The organism is Flavobacteriales bacterium, from assembly GCA_016779995.1.
Lineage (GTDB): Bacteria > Bacteroidota > Bacteroidia > Flavobacteriales > UBA7312 > UBA8444.
On the sequence record JADHMO010000001.1, the window covers coordinates 281,712 to 297,225 of the forward strand.

Annotated in this window: 10 protein-coding genes; 3 read left to right on the plus strand and 7 right to left on the minus strand. The window is 34.3% G+C overall.

What is annotated here, in order from left to right; all coding sequences use genetic code 11:
* Positions 1–3: 3 nt before the first annotated feature.
* From ISP71_01320 to ISP71_01330, 3 genes are read right to left on the minus strand one after another with little or no spacing between them, the layout of a single operon-like run.
* Entirely contained in the window at positions 4–1,776 is a 1,773-nt protein-coding gene (locus tag ISP71_01320) for an arginine--tRNA ligase (protein ID MBL6662717.1), read from the minus strand.
* The gene (locus ISP71_01325; protein MBL6662718.1) at positions 1,773–2,708 is read right to left on the minus strand and encodes an amidinotransferase; all 936 of its coding nucleotides are present in this window, start codon (positions 2,706–2,708) and stop codon (positions 1,773–1,775) included. Before ISP71_01325 ends, ISP71_01320 begins: the two co-directional genes overlap by 4 nt.
* Positions 2,705–3,619, minus strand: a complete 915-nt coding sequence (locus ISP71_01330) for an amidinotransferase (GenBank protein ID MBL6662719.1) — start codon at positions 3,617–3,619, stop codon at positions 2,705–2,707. The genes ISP71_01325 and ISP71_01330 overlap by 4 nt, the downstream gene beginning before the upstream one ends.
* A gap of 113 nt (positions 3,620–3,732) precedes the next feature.
* Here ISP71_01330 and ISP71_01335 point away from each other — a divergent pair, with 113 nt between their 5' ends.
* Genes ISP71_01335 through ISP71_01345 form a run of 3 tightly spaced genes read left to right on the plus strand, consistent with a single transcriptional unit; the run spans position 3,733 to position 7,482 of the window.
* Complete coding sequence (locus tag ISP71_01335) at positions 3,733–4,512, plus strand: enoyl-CoA hydratase/isomerase family protein (GenBank protein ID MBL6662720.1); 780 nt, start codon at positions 3,733–3,735, stop codon at positions 4,510–4,512.
* A 12-nt stretch (positions 4,513–4,524) separates the two neighbouring features.
* Positions 4,525–6,861 (plus strand): DNA translocase FtsK 4TM domain-containing protein, encoded by a 2,337-nt coding sequence (locus ISP71_01340; protein ID MBL6662721.1) that lies wholly within the window; start codon positions 4,525–4,527, stop codon positions 6,859–6,861.
* A 3-nt stretch (positions 6,862–6,864) separates the two neighbouring features.
* A complete protein-coding gene (locus tag ISP71_01345; protein ID MBL6662722.1) occupies positions 6,865–7,482 on the plus strand; it encodes an outer membrane lipoprotein carrier protein LolA in 618 nt (205 codons plus the stop codon).
* Here ISP71_01345 and ISP71_01350 read toward each other — a convergent pair whose 3' ends face one another.
* From ISP71_01350 to ISP71_01365, 4 genes are all read right to left on the minus strand, one after another.
* The gene (locus ISP71_01350) at positions 7,483–8,544 is read right to left on the minus strand and encodes a gliding motility-associated C-terminal domain-containing protein (protein MBL6662723.1); all 1,062 of its coding nucleotides are present in this window, start codon (positions 8,542–8,544) and stop codon (positions 7,483–7,485) included.
* Positions 8,545–8,549: 5 nt separating this feature from the next.
* Positions 8,550–9,581, minus strand: a complete 1,032-nt coding sequence (locus tag ISP71_01355) for a hypothetical protein (GenBank protein MBL6662724.1) — start codon at positions 9,579–9,581, stop codon at positions 8,550–8,552.
* Positions 9,582–9,613: 32 nt separating this feature from the next.
* Positions 9,614–10,894, minus strand: coding sequence for a hypothetical protein (locus ISP71_01360; protein ID MBL6662725.1), 1,281 nt, complete (start codon positions 10,892–10,894; stop codon positions 9,614–9,616).
* A 98-nt stretch (positions 10,895–10,992) separates the two neighbouring features.
* Positions 10,993–15,447, minus strand: coding sequence for a gliding motility-associated C-terminal domain-containing protein (locus ISP71_01365; protein MBL6662726.1), 4,455 nt, complete (start codon positions 15,445–15,447; stop codon positions 10,993–10,995).
* Between the last annotated feature and the right edge of the window lie 67 nt (positions 15,448–15,514).

Below are 15,514 nucleotides of genomic sequence, written 5' to 3' on the forward strand. Positions count from 1 at the left end.
CTTTTACATTCTATCGGGTACTTTTACCCCTAATAATTTCATACCTGTTTTACTTACTCGAGCTACCATCTGGCAAAGCGCTATTCTAAATGCAACTTGGTTTTTATCTTCGCCAATCAAGATAGGAACATTCTGATAAAAACCATTAAACTCTTTAACCAAATCATACACATAGTTAGCTATTAAAGCTGGACTGTATGAGTTGGCCGCCTCTTGAATGATAGTTGGAAAATCGTTTATCTGCTTTATAAGCGTTCTTTCTTTCTCCGTTAGTTCTAGCCCTTCTAATGTATACTCAACTTCTTTGTTGTACTTTTTTACCATAGTTTGAATACGAGCATGAGTATATTGAATAAATGGCCCCGTATTTCCGTTAAAATCAATGGACTCTTTGGGGTCAAATAACATGCGTTTTTTAGGATCTACCTTAAGCATAAAATATTTTAAGGCACCCATACCAATATTCTCATAAAGCAATTCAGACTCAGAGCCGTCCATACCATCAAGTTTTCCTAAATCTTGAGCAATAGCTTTGGCAGAATCTACCATTTCTTGCATCAAGTCATCGGCATCAACAACAGTGCCTTCTCTAGATTTCATTTTGCCAGAAGGTAAATCTACCATTCCATAAGATAAGTGATAGCAGTTTTGTGCCCAATCGTAACCTAATTTATCAAGGATTAAGAATAATACCTTGAAATGGTAGTCCTGTTCGTTACCTACCGTATATGCCATATGAGAAAAATCAAAATCTTGATGCCTCTGTATAGCAGTACCAATATCTTGAGTCATATATACGGCTGTACCATCAGAACGCAATAAAATCTTTTCATCAAGACCATCTTCTGTTAAATCTATCCATACTGAGCCATCGTTTTTCTTGAAGAATGTTCCCTTGTCTAAGCCTTCTTGTATAACAGCTTTTCCAAGAAGATAAGTGTCACTTTCGTAATAATTCTTATCAAATTCAACACCCATTCTATCATAGGTCGAAGCAAAACCAGCGTAAACCCAATTATTCATTTTCTCCCAAAGTGCTATTACCTCAGCATCTTTGGCCTCCCATTGACGCAACAACTCTTGAGCTTTTTTGAATAATGGTGCTTGTTTTTCAGCATCTTCTTTAGACATACCACTTTCCACCATTTCAGCTTGTTCTGCCCTATAATGCTTATCAAAAATGACATAGTATTTGCCAACAAAATGATCCCCTTTCATCTGAGTAGACTCAGGGGTTTCTCCATTTCCATACTCCAACCAAGCAACCATGGATTTACAGATATGAATCCCTCTATCGTTAATGATTTGTACCTGTTTTACTTTTTTTCCCGCTGCTTGTAATATCTGAGAAACAGATGCTCCTAAAAGAATATTTCTGATATGCCCCAAATGAAGGGGTTTGTTGGTGTTTGGAGATGAAAATTCTACCAAATGTATTGGCGAATCGTCTGAATGTTCAACACAACCGAAGTTCTCTGAATCAAAAGCCATTTGAAATTGCTTGAGCCAATAGGAGTTATCAATACTTAAATTTAAGAACCCTTTAACGACGTTAAAATCCGAAACGAGTGCTTCGTTTTCTTTCAGATACTGACCAATTTCCTCGGCTGTTTGCTCTGGACTTTTCTTTGAAACTCTTGTTAAGGGAAAAACAACTAAAGTCACATCTCCTTCAAATTCCTTTCTTGTTTTTTGAAACTGAAGGTTGGTGTTATCAGCTTGATAAAGTGACTGTAAGGCTAACTCTACAACTTTATGTAATTCTTGCTCTATCATTTAGATTTGGGTAAAAATATTTCTGCCATCATACATCTTGCACTACCACCACCACAAGCCTCTATGGTATCCAATGAGCTGTGAATTATTGGACAATGCTTTTCAATCTGACTAATTTGTTCTGGGCTTAAACTGTTGTAGGCAGAATCTGACATTACTAAATAAGGCTTATCTCCCATAACCTGCAACATATTACCAGCAAAATGTTGTTTTTGCTCTTCTGAAATTTCTATGATTTCTTTATCTGATTCTTCTAACATCTCTATGACGTGAGTACGCTCCTCTATTTCATCAATGGTATCTAGACAAACCACTGCAAAATTATCTGCTACACACATCATTACATTAGTATGATAAATCGCTAATCGTTCACCATTCACATCTTGATTGGCTGTAAAACAAACGGGTTTATAACCAAAAACATCGCAAAACTGAATTACTGCCTGTTCGTCTGTTCGTTCAGAAATAGCGGCATAACAATATTTATTTTCTCTATCTAGTATCATGCTACCAGTTCCCTCCAGATACCTATCGTATTCTTCAAATTCGGTAAAGTCATGTATCTGCTCGATATGAAATCCATAATCATCAACCAAGATATCAAAAATATCTTCTCTACGTTCTGTACGTCTATTTTCAGCACACATAGGGTATAATCCTACACCTCCATCTCGATGAAAAGACACCCAATTATTAGGGAAAATTGAGTCAGGCGTGTCAGGCTCTTTAGTGTCAGGAACTACAATTACATTAACACCTTTAGAACGTAATTTATCAACAAAGGCATTAAACTCTGAAAGTGCTTTTTCTTGAGTGGCTTGAGGTGACAAACCGTCTAATACTTTTTGATAGTAATTGTTTACAGCCGTTTGTTCGTTAAAACGAAAACTTACTGGCTGAATCATTAGTATGTGCTGTGTTATTTGACTCATTTTCTTCTCAATGGTAATGTTGAACAGCGCAAAAGCCCCTCCATCTTTGCTATTTCAGCATAGGGCACTTCTTCTACTGTAATTCCTTTATTTCTTAACTCTTTATTTAATCTTTCAAATCCTTTTTCTGATATCACAACTTGAGGAGAAATAGAAAATATATTAGAATTCATTTGATACATTTCATCTCTACTAATAAATATGATGTTATCTTCTCCAAAATAACTAATTAAAAAATCTACATCTGATTGGTTTTTGAAACCCGCTTTGTACATAATAGCATAGTGTTGACCAACAGGCTGAAAACAACAATCCAAATGCAAGGCATTATCTTTAGGATTGTCATCTGATTTTTTGAGTTCAAAGCCTTTTACTTTTTTATGAGGAAAAGAATGCTGTAAAAATTCAACTGCACTTCTGTTAGTTCTTGCCACTTGATACTTCTGAAAATCGGCTTCTTCTGAATAACCCACAAAAATAAAGTCGTCACACAACATTACATCGCCACCTTCGACTCTTACATCAATAGGCATTGAAATGATATCTTCAGCTCTTATATTTTCTATTAATGTGTCTATGGCTGAAACTTCTTCCTTTCTATCGTCAATGATATTAGGCAAAATAAATTTGTTGTCAATAACAAAAGCTATATCCCTTGAAAAAATTTGATTTAAACCTTCAATATTCCTTGGTCGAAAAACCTCTACACCATACTTTAAAAGTACAGATTTGACCGCATTCATTTCGTTAATAACATTTTGCTGTGTAGGAAAAGTGCCTTTCAAAACGTGTTCTCTAGACTTTGGATCATAGCAATCTTCAATCTTAGGTGTACCACCAAAACTATCTGGCAAACCTAGAACAACAGCCTCTAAAGGATTGGTTTCGTTGTGTAAATTTAGTGCTATCATCTTTTCTCAATGAATCGCAAATTTAACTATACTTTAGGGTTTAATAAAATCTTAATGATGATATTATTTGCACCCATAAATTTGAATATATTTGAAGAGCATTTCAATCCAAAATGAAAGATAAATTTGTATCATACCATTGCGAAAATAGAATTGGCTTTATCACTATGGATAGAGCTGAAAAAAGAAATGCTCTAAATCCTCAGCTTGTTCAAGAGTTAAAAATTGCTTTTGGAACTGCCGAAAAAGATGAAACATGTAAAGTGATTGTATTACAAGCACAAGGCCAAGCATTTTGCGCTGGTGCCGATTTGAAATACTTGCAATCCTTACAATCTTTTTCTCACCAAGAAAATGTTGCCGATTCGTCAAGTCTAATGCAGTTGTTCAAACAAGTTTATTCCTTAGAAAAGGTAGTCATCGCAAAAATAAAAGGACACGCCATAGCAGGTGGTTGTGGTTTGGCTAGTGTTTGTGACTTATCGGTTGCATCAGATGATGCTAAATTAGGCTATTCTGAAGTTAAAATTGGATTTATCCCTGCTATAGTCAGTGTGTTTTTACTCAAAAAAATCGGCGAAAGTAAAACTAAAGAATTACTACTTACTGGAAAAACTATATCAGCTACAGAAGCGGCTAGTATTGGATTGATAAACCAAGTGGTTGGCAAGGATATTTTAGATGATACAGTACAAAACATAGCCGAAAAGCTGTGTCATCAAGCCTCACAACAATCCCTAGCAAGTACTAAGAAATTGATAGCCCATCTGCAAAGCATGTCGTTAGAAGATGGTCTTAATTTTGCCGTAGAAGAAAATGCAAAAGCTAGAGCTAATGAAGACTGCAAAAAAGGTATTAAATCCTTTCTCAATAAAGAAGAAATAAATTGGTAGAATTCCTATTGAATGAAAAAGAAAAATACAAAAGAAAACATTTTTAAACGTCTCATACAAAAGTTTAAAATTGAAGATGATAGAACGAAAAAGATATTTGGTTTTATATTTTTATTTTTATCAATCTACGTATTTGTGGTTTTTGTCTCCTACCTCCTAAACGGAAATATTGACCAAGACAAGACAGGTAAGCTAACTAATGACATTAGTAATATTGGTGGAGTGTTTGGAAATACTTTGTCGCATTTATTTTTGCGTCATTATTTTGGTATTTCTTCTTTCATTTTTCCTCTATTGTTTTTCAATTGGGGCTTATCACTCGTCTTTGACAAGACATTATTTTCTATAAAAAAAGGCTTTTCACTTGGTATTCTTGCTGTAGTTTGGATTTCTTTATTCTTTGGCTTTTTCACATCTCCTTCAATTTTAGGTGGAGTATTTGGCAGTGAAATGAACGAATTTCTAGCCTTGAGAATAGGAAAAATTGGAAATGGATTTTTTATTTTTCTATCCTTATTAACTTTCATAATTATACGATTTAATCCAAAATTTAAATTCACCAAAAGCAGTGATGATAAGCAAGAATTGCCAGAAAATAATGAAATAGCTGATGAAGAATTTAGCTTATCCAACGAATTAGATTTTCAGGAGGAAGAACAAGAACCAATTATCGAGCCGATTAGTCAAATAGTTAATCCGCAAACAGAAGATAATAAAGAAGAAATTACACCAAACATAAAACAAGAAGAAAGTAATGATTTAGGAATTGAGGTTCACGTCAACGAAGAAGATATTTTAAGTCAAAAAGACATCAAAACAAAACTCGAAGAACTCGGAGATTATGATCCTAAGCTTGATCTTTCTAATTATAAAATACCTGCAGTAAACTTATTAAATGACTATGGCTCAGGTAAAATAGAAATAGATAAAAGTGAATTGGAGGCTAATAAAAATAGAATTGTCGAAACACTTGCAAATTACAAAATAGGTATATCTTCTATTAGTGCAACTATTGGACCAACCATAACGCTTTATGAAATTGTTCCAGAAGCTGGTATTCGAATCTCTAAAATCAAAAACTTAGAAGATGATATTGCACTTAGTTTATCAGCCCTAGGTATTCGTATCATTGCTCCTATCCCTGGCAAAGGAACTATCGGAATTGAAGTGCCCAATCAAAAACCAACGACAGTCTCTATGAAAGCTGTAATTTCTTCCGATAAGTTTCAAAATTCTGAAATGGAATTACCTGTTGCTTTTGGTAAAACTATTTCAAACGAAACCTTTGTCGCTGACTTAGCTAAAATGCCTCACCTTCTAATGGCAGGAGCTACTGGTCAAGGTAAATCTGTTGGGTTGAACGCCATATTAGCATCATTACTCTATAAAAAACACCCTGCTCAAGTCAAATTTGTATTGGTAGATCCAAAGAAAGTGGAACTCACATTATTCAATAAAATAGAAAGACACTTCCTAGCCAAACTACCAGACTCCGAAGAGGCAATCATTACTGACACCAAGAAAGTAATTAATACCCTCAATTCCTTATGTATTGAGATGGATCAACGCTATGATTTACTTCAAAATGCTCAATGTAGAAACATTGTTGAATACAACAAGAAGTTTATTGCTAGAAAATTAAACCCTAATGACGGGCATAAATACTTACCCTATATTGTCTTGGTTATTGACGAATTTGCTGACCTTATAATGACAGCCGGTAAGGAAGTAGAAACGCCAATTGCTCGACTGGCTCAACTTGCTAGAGCTATTGGAATACATCTAATAGTAGCTACTCAACGCCCTTCAGTAAATGTTATTACAGGTATCATTAAAGCCAATTTCCCTGCACGTGTAGCTTTTAGAGTTACCTCAAAAATTGACTCTAGAACAATTCTAGATGCTGGAGGTGCCGACCAATTGATTGGTCGTGGTGATATGCTTATCTCTCTAGGTAGTGACTTAATACGATTGCAATGTGCATTTATCGACACTCCAGAAGTAGAAAAAATCACCGATTTCATTGGCAATCAAAGAGCCTATCCCGAAGCCTTTTTACTACCTGAATACATTGGAGATGCCGAGGGTGGCACTAGCGATGCTGACCTCGATGACAGAGATGTCATGTTTGAACAAGCAGCACGAGTTGTCGTACAACATCAGTCTGGCTCTACTTCACTCATACAACGTAAATTAAAACTAGGCTACAATAGAGCTGGAAGAATCATTGACCAACTGGAAACAGCTAGAATTGTAGGTCCTTTTGAAGGAAGTAAAGCCCGTCAAGTACTAATTCGTGATGAAATGGCGTTAGAAGAAGTATTAAATGAATTAAACAACCCAAATTAAATTATGAAAAAGCTATTATTAATCCTCACTGTCTTTCCTTGTATAATTTTTGCACAAGACCAAAAAGCCAAAAGTATTTTAGATAAACTAAGTGATAAGACTAAATCTTATACCTCGATAGAGGCAAAATTTACTAATACATTTACTAGTACGGTAACAGATATTAGTGAGTCACAAAGTGGAACATTATATCTTAAAGACGATTCATATAGACTAGAGATGGAATCACAAACAATTATTTGTGATGGAGAAACAAATTGGATTTACCTTGCAGATGATGATGAAGTAAATATTACAGAAGTTGATGATGAAGAAAATGAATTAAATCCATCTAAAATTTTCACCATTTATGAAAATGGCTACAAGTATAAATTTGTGAAAGAAGACGGTAAAAACTACCATATCGATTTATTTCCTAAAGAAAGTGGTCCTTTTACGAAAGTGGAGTTATTCATTAATAAATCTAAGATGCAAATTAGCTCGTTTACTATGATTGACAAACAAGGTAGCCATTTTAAATACGTTATTGATTCATTTGTAACAAATAAAGAAATGAATAATGATTTTTTTGTGTTTAAAATAGCTGACTACCCTAACGTAGATGTTATTGATTTAAGATAGTTATCTCATCAAAGTAACCTCACCTATTTGCCTAGTCTGCTTACCTAATTCATCTTTAATACGAACAGACCATAAATAAGTGCCTGGCATTGCTAAATTTCCAACTTGGTTCTCGCCATTCCACCATTGATTGATATCATCTACAGAATATATAATTTCGCCCCATCTATTGGTTATTACCATAGAAAACTCTTGTACCCTATCGATATTGTATCCTTTTAAGCCAAATTCATCGTTTATGCCATCACCATCTGGCGTAAAAGATGTAGGCAAGTAAAAAATAAGCTCACTTTCAACTAATAAACTCTTCGTAATAGAGTCTGAGCAACCGTTTTCATCTTCTAAGGTCAATTGCACATCGTACCAAGCTGCCGAATCAAAATAATGAATTGGTTGCCATTCATTAGAGTAAAAGCCATCTCCAAAATCCCAACTAACGAAACCCTCAGTTGATAAATTTACAAACTCTACCATAGGGTTTAGAGTGGTAATTTTCTCAGGATAATGATAAAAATCAGCAATTGGTTTATCAGAAATCTTAAATGTTAGAGACTCCATATCAGAACACCCTAAATTACTGACAACAGACAATTCTATAAGGTACTCTCCTTCCTCGTTAAAGGTATAATTCAAATCAATAGCATCGATTATATCATCACCAACACGCCAGATAGAAGATTGTAGACCATCACTAGAAATAGAGGTATTGATAAATTTTACGGAATCGTAAATACACACCTCATCACTGAAAAAACTAGCTAAAGGATTAGGCCTTACCAAAATATTCATTTCTACTGCATTAAAACAATTGGTTGAACCGAACTCTCGCAATTGTAAAATATAATCTCCAGGGTTGGAAAAAAGAACACTTATACTATCCGAAAATTGCCCCTCGACAATTTCTGCACCATCACCATAAACAAACTCCCATTCAAGCGAATTTGTTGCTGAGCTTGGTACAACAGAAAAGTATTCTAGGCTATCGCTAAGACAGATTTGAAGGTTTTGACAATATCCTAGAACACTCAACTTTAAAAAGAAAAGTATAAGTACTCTATGCATTCTAATTAGTTAAAAATAATTGGACCTGGGTTAGGTAAATTATTAATCGTAATGTTAATGGTATCAACAGATTGACAACCCTCTGAATCAGTTGATGTCACTGTATATGATGTTTCAGAAGTGTTTTGAGGAACATAGTTACCATTATCACCAATTACCACAGCAGGAACCCATACATAAGAACTAAATCCATCAGTAGCATCAAGAGAGATAGTTTCTCCTAAACAGATAGTAGTGGTTTCAGCTCCGTTAACTAGTAGCTCAATAGGGCTAATTTGATTAATTGTTAAAGTAACATCATCTGACGCTTCACAGCCATTAGCATCGGTAATACTTACGCTGTATTCGGTATCGACCAAAGTAGGTGTTAAAGTAGTTTGATCACTGGAAAGAGATGAATTAGTCCAAGTATAAGAAGTAAACCCTGAAGTAGCATTAACAGTGATAGACTCTCCTAAACAAATGGTACTATCAGAAAGTGAAACCTCAACTGAAGGAAGTTCAAAAATTTCTATTTCAATACTTTCCGTTGTAGAACAACCTCCCTCACCGATGACCTCAACCTCAAAAGTATCATCAGTAATAGCATTTGGAGTGTACGTAGATGAAGCACCAGAGAGTGATGAAGGAGTCCAATTGTAGCTATCATAACCAGCATCAGCAGATAATATTACTGATTCACCTAAACAAATAGACAGGTCTGAAGCAGATAAATTAGGTATAGGATTATCTAATATTTCTACACTCAAGGTCTGGTCGGCCTCACAACCGTTAAGTTCTTCGGTCAGTGTAATAGCATTATTTATTATACCTAAAGGCGCATTAGACCAATCTACTTGAATGGAAGTGCCAGTACTAGAGCCTATTATAACTCCACCACCAGAAACACTCCAAGAATAAGTAGAACCTGCGTTAGGTGTAATAGAATAGTTTTCAAGAGTAGAACCAAAACATAAGGTATCAATTTGAGCGTAAGAGGCCATTGAAACCGTAAATGATAGAAAAGCTGTTAATAGAGTTTTAATACAATTTTTCATAATGAAATAGTTTAGTTAAGTAGTTTTAATTTTTAGTTCGTAACAATTGGTGGTGGAATAACTTCAATGACGTTAACATTAACTTGAGATTGATACGTATCACACTCCCCTGTAATGGTGTACGTATAAGCTCCTGAAAGGTTTGCTGACGGATCAAAATAACCTAAATAGTTTGCATTCAAAGTAGGTGACCAAACACCATTTGTATCTGGATTGCCGATTAATTCATACAAGTTAACTGCGGAATCATCAATGCATATTTCAAGCTCATAGTCACTACCAGCATTGATATTTTCTTCAATTAATGAAACATCCAAAGGATAACTTTGTTGGCAACCATTTTCATTAAAGACAGTATAAGTGTATAAACCTGTCTGTTGTACTTGAGGGTTAAAAAACCCTTGATAACCAAAGTATAAATTAGAAGTTCCTTGCCATACACCTGAAGTGTTATTCAGGTTTAGAGCACTGTATAAACTTACGTATGTATTGTTATCACAAAATTGTAATTCAACTGTAGGCTGACTTTCTATATTATCCAAATTCAAAAAGACACTAGATGACTCCGTATTACATTCATCTGAAACAGTATAGATATACTCTTGTGGGGTATTGACTAAAGGATTAAACTGACCTAAATAACCTTGAGCAAGTGACGGGGTCCAAAAGCCACCATTTTGAACGTCATCACCTAAAAAATCAAATAAATTAAACGCACTAGATTCTTGACAATATATGATAGTAGTGTCAGATCCAGAATTTAAATTTGAATAGACAAAAAGTGAATCATCATAATTTACTAATGCTATATCAGAGCAACAATCTCCATTATTCCAACCTCCGGTTTGACAATCTCCATATACATTAATACTGATGTAAAGATCTTCTGGAAAACAAGATTCAGCAACAGTAACTTGAAAAGAAAAAGATAATGGACCAGTAGATGAAGAACCCCAGTTTGGAAGTCCTGTTGTATTTATAAATCTAAAGCCTGGTCCAAATTCTAATCCGCTAGGAAAAGTATTTTGCAAATCCCAAATCCAATATCCAGATCCATAGTAATTATTGATATTTGAATTTACCGGCGTTGATATGGGGCTCAGATTAGACCAACCACTACCAAGATTAATTTGAAAAGCGATTACCCAATTGATATTTAGCTGATAAAAACTATTTAAAGTATAGTCTACTGTCACAACATCACCAATTTCATAGGGACCTACGGGACTTAAAGAATACGATTCTTCCACAACACATTGAGCGTTAGAATATATGTATAAGAAAAGAAAGGATATGACAAATAAATACCTCAAAACAACTAGTTATAGGTTAAATAGCAAAGTAAATAATTTAAACAAACACAACACTTGTATACGTAGATATAATAATTATGTTTCAAATTTTTTTTTAACTACCTCATCAAAGTGAAATCACCAAATTTTCTCGTCACTTTTCCTAGTTCATCGACTATACGAACTGACCATAAATAACTACCGGGCATAGCATCATTGCCTTGAGATGTTTTGCCATTCCACTTTGCGTTAACATCTTCAGAATAAAAGACAATTTCACCCCATCTATTGGTAATTTGGAATTGGTAATTTTGAATTTTATCAATTCTAAATCCATTCACTCCAAAGTCATCGTTTAATCCATCACCATCTGGTGTAAATGAACTTGGAAAATAGTAAATCAGGTTATTTTCTACTAACAATTGTTTTGAAATAGAATCAGCGCACCCTTTATTATTTTGAACTTTCAAAATAACTTCAAACCATCCCAAGGAATCGTAGGTATGAATGGGCTCCCATTCATCTGAAGTTTGATTATCACCAAAATCCCATAAAATAGTATCGTCATTCGAGGATAGATTTACAAAAGAAACCTCAGGATTAAGAATTGTAATTTTCTCAGGCTCAAAATAAAAATCAACATAAGGACGATCTGAAGGAACAAAACTTGTGGATAATGAAGAAGAACAATTTAATACATCAACAATGGTAAGCTCAAAAACTTTACTATCATTATCTAGCGGATAGGATAAGTTGTAACTATCAAAACTTAAGTCATCTACCGACCATAAGACGCTTTGAATCGTTGTATCAACACTAGAGTTATTAGTGAAAAGTACAGAGTCCTTGTAACAATCTTCCACATAGCTAACGTTAAGAACAGGATTAGGGTTTACTTTTACTTCAATTTGTTGAGGAGTAAAGCAATTTTGAGAACCATACTCTCTGAATTCTAAAATATAATCTTCAACAATTGGAAAAGAGACTGCCAATTCTGAAGTATTTTGACCATTTTCTATAATAGCTCCATTGCCATTGATAAAAACCCATTCTACAGGATTATCAGGACTACTAATATTAGACGAAAATTTAATATCTGAAACACCCGCACAAAGGTTAATGCTTTGTGGCATTGTTTGTACGCTATCTGAAAATACTGATATTAGACTTGGAGTTGGAATACTATTGATAGTAATATTTAAAGCAGATGTTGAATTACAGCCGAATTGGTTGGTGCCTATTACTGAAAATTGATTATCACTCAGGTCAGTAGGCACATAAGTTGTTTGATTGGATAATACATTAGGAATTGACCAAGTATATGTATCAAAACCTAAAGAAGCAACTAAGTCTAATTCTTCTCCGATACAAATTGTAGTGGTGTTATTTCCATTAACTGTTAAGTCAATTGGTGTTGACTGATTAATAACAAGATTGGCATCATCAGTAGATTGACAACCATTGACATCCGTTACTTCAACAAAATAATTTGTTTCTGTTAAATCAGGTGTTATTTGATTTGTAGTATTTAAAATAGTTGGTATCCAATCGTAACTCACGTATCCAGAGGTGGAATTAACAGCTATGGACTCACCAAAGCAAATCACACTATCAGAGAGTGAAACTTCAACAATAGGTAAATCAAAAATTGTAAGCTCTAAAGAGTCTGAAGACGTACAACCACCATCTCCAGTAATCGTTACTGAGATTTGATTATCTGTTAAGGATGTAGGAGTATACATATCTGTATTAGAAGATATGCTCGAGGGTGACCAATCGTAGTTATTATATCCTGCGTTAGTATTTAGGCTTATTGATTCCCCAATACAGATTTCTGAATTATCAACACTTAAGTTTACAATAGGTAAATCATAAACAACAATTGCTAACGAATCCGAACTTGTACAACCACCTTCTCCTGTAACTGTTAAAGAAATCATATCAACTGATGATGAAGTTGGGAAATAGACATCCGTATTACCAGAAATACTTGAGGGTGTCCAAGAGTAATTGTCATAGCCCGAATTTGAACTGACCACTAAGGATTCACCCATACACAGATCGTTATCATCAATTGATAGATTTACAATAGGCAAATCATAAATTGTAAAATCAATAGTTTCTGTTGATGAACACCCAAAGTCAGAGGTAACTGTTACAGAAATTTGATTGTCTGTCAAAGAAGTAGGCACATAGGTATCTGTATTCGAAGATATTGCTGAAGGTGTCCAATCGTAATTATTATACCCTGGATTAGTATTTACAATAAGAGATTCTCCTAAACATATTTCAGAATTGTCAATAGTGAGGTTGACAACAGGTAAATCATTTATAACTATTTCAAGAGAATCAGTACTTGTACATCCACCCTCTCCAGTAACAGTAAGAAAAATCATATCTTCTGATGAAGAAGAAGGATAATAGACATCTGTGTTTCCTGTTATAGTAGCTGGTGTCCATGAATAATCGTTATAGCCCGGATTTGAAGTAAGCGTCAATGAATCAGTAATGCATATTTCAGAAACTTCAGCAGAGAGATTCACTATTGGGCTATCATAAATTGTAAAGTCAATAGACTCAGTTGTAGAGCAACCCTCATCGACAGTAATAGTAACAGATATTTGATTGTCTGAGGTTGAGTTTGGAGTATATACATTAGAGTTTTGTAAATCGGCAGGAGTCCAAACATAATTGTTATAAGCTTGACTGACACTAACAGTAATAGAATCCCCCAAACAAATTTCAGTATTATCAATGTTTAGTGCAGGTATTGGGTTGGCAATGATGGTAGCATCCAATGAGGAAGTATTGCTACAGCCATTAAAACTTTCTGTAATTACTACGGCGTTAGAAATTGTACTTACTGGAGTTGCTGACCAATCTACCTGTATGGAGTTAGTTGTTGAAGAACCTACTATGTTTCCTCCGTTCACAGACCACGAATAATTTGAGCCTTGATTGGCAGGAACGGAATAAGTAACTAACGAAGAAGATCCAAAACAAATAAAGTCTTCGCTTGAAGTAATTTGAGGAGGTGCTACATCTATTACAGTTATTGGTATAGTAGCAAAATCTGTCAAACATTCTCCTGTAACAGTATAGATGTAATCATCACTTGTATTGGTTTGTGGATTAAATGTCCCAAGATAACCTCCTGAAAGAGTTGGTGACCAAGTACCAGCTTGATTTACATTATTGCCTAAAAAATTAAATAAATTTATTGGAGGATCATCATAGCATAATGTGTAACCCTGAATATCATTACCTGCATTTACATACTCTGTGATGACAGTAAAAGAAATAATAGCTTCATTTACATAGGATTCCCATGTTCCTCCACCCCAATTAGGACTATTTATAAAGACTTGAATTGAATATCCAGCATAAACATTAATATCAGTATTTATTGTATTGGTGAAGTTCTGATAAGTATTAATAGTCAAATTATTTCCAATTACTGCAATATTTTGAACAAATGCACCAAAATTGTCATACAATGCAATTGTAGCATTATTGACATTAAAATTTATGTTACCCCATCCATGACTATGCCAGTTGATATCATAATATAACTCATTGATAACTCCATTTTCTGTAATATCGATGGTAAGGTAATTTATGTTTGTTTCTAAAAATTGACTAGCTACTTGTTCTCCTGATTCAGAATCACAATACACCACTTCGCAATCATCAACTGTTAAAGGCGTGTAAAAGCAACTACCATCGTCTTCATTTGCATCAGGTTCAAAATTACAGGCTTCAGGATCTGTACAACCTTCAACATCACAATCTCCAATAGTTTGATCAACAGTTAAATGATTTCCAGAAAAGATAGTAACTCCAGAGTTATTGACAAGGTTGTAAGAACATTCATATTCCCATAGACCACCGTCTGTAAATGATATATCCAAACAATCTGTTGGATCTAAACAAATTGTATAAGAAAAAAAGGTTCCTGTAGTAAAATCATATCCACCATAATCTACTCCATTAATAGTCACCAAATGCCCAGAACCATGATCCCAACCATCACCAAAAGAGTCAAATAAATTAAGAGTATATTGTTCTTCTCCTTCATCACAATCAGCTTGACAGGTGAAATCAATAGACCACGAATTTAGTGACCCTGATATAATCCAATCATCATCTCTTATTTGCAAGCGCCATAATCCATTTGCATTCTGACCAATAAGAGCCGATAAATTACCCTCAGGCACATAATCTCCAGTAAATGGGGCGAATCCTGCAGTTATATTAGTAGTTGCATCCATAGTAAAACAAGTACCTGTATAATTGTCCCCTGAACCACCATTATCAGTAGATAAATAAACAATAGTTCCAGAGGGAGAAATTAATCTAATATCAAGATCAGCTGTGTAATTATGTGAAATATTTATGCATACCTTTATATCGCAATTAATTGTACCAACAGAATTTACATTGAGATAAAAGTTAGTCCATGCTGATGGTCCAAAAAATGTAGCATCAGGGATATTACCACCACCACCTGTAAAAACTTGAGCCTTTGAAAAAGAAATACAAAAAAATAAAGCAATTAAAATTAAATACCTCAATGTCGTACTTGTTAAGTTTTATGTGTACAAATATAACAAATAGAACCTTAACAAGGTTATCTAAGGA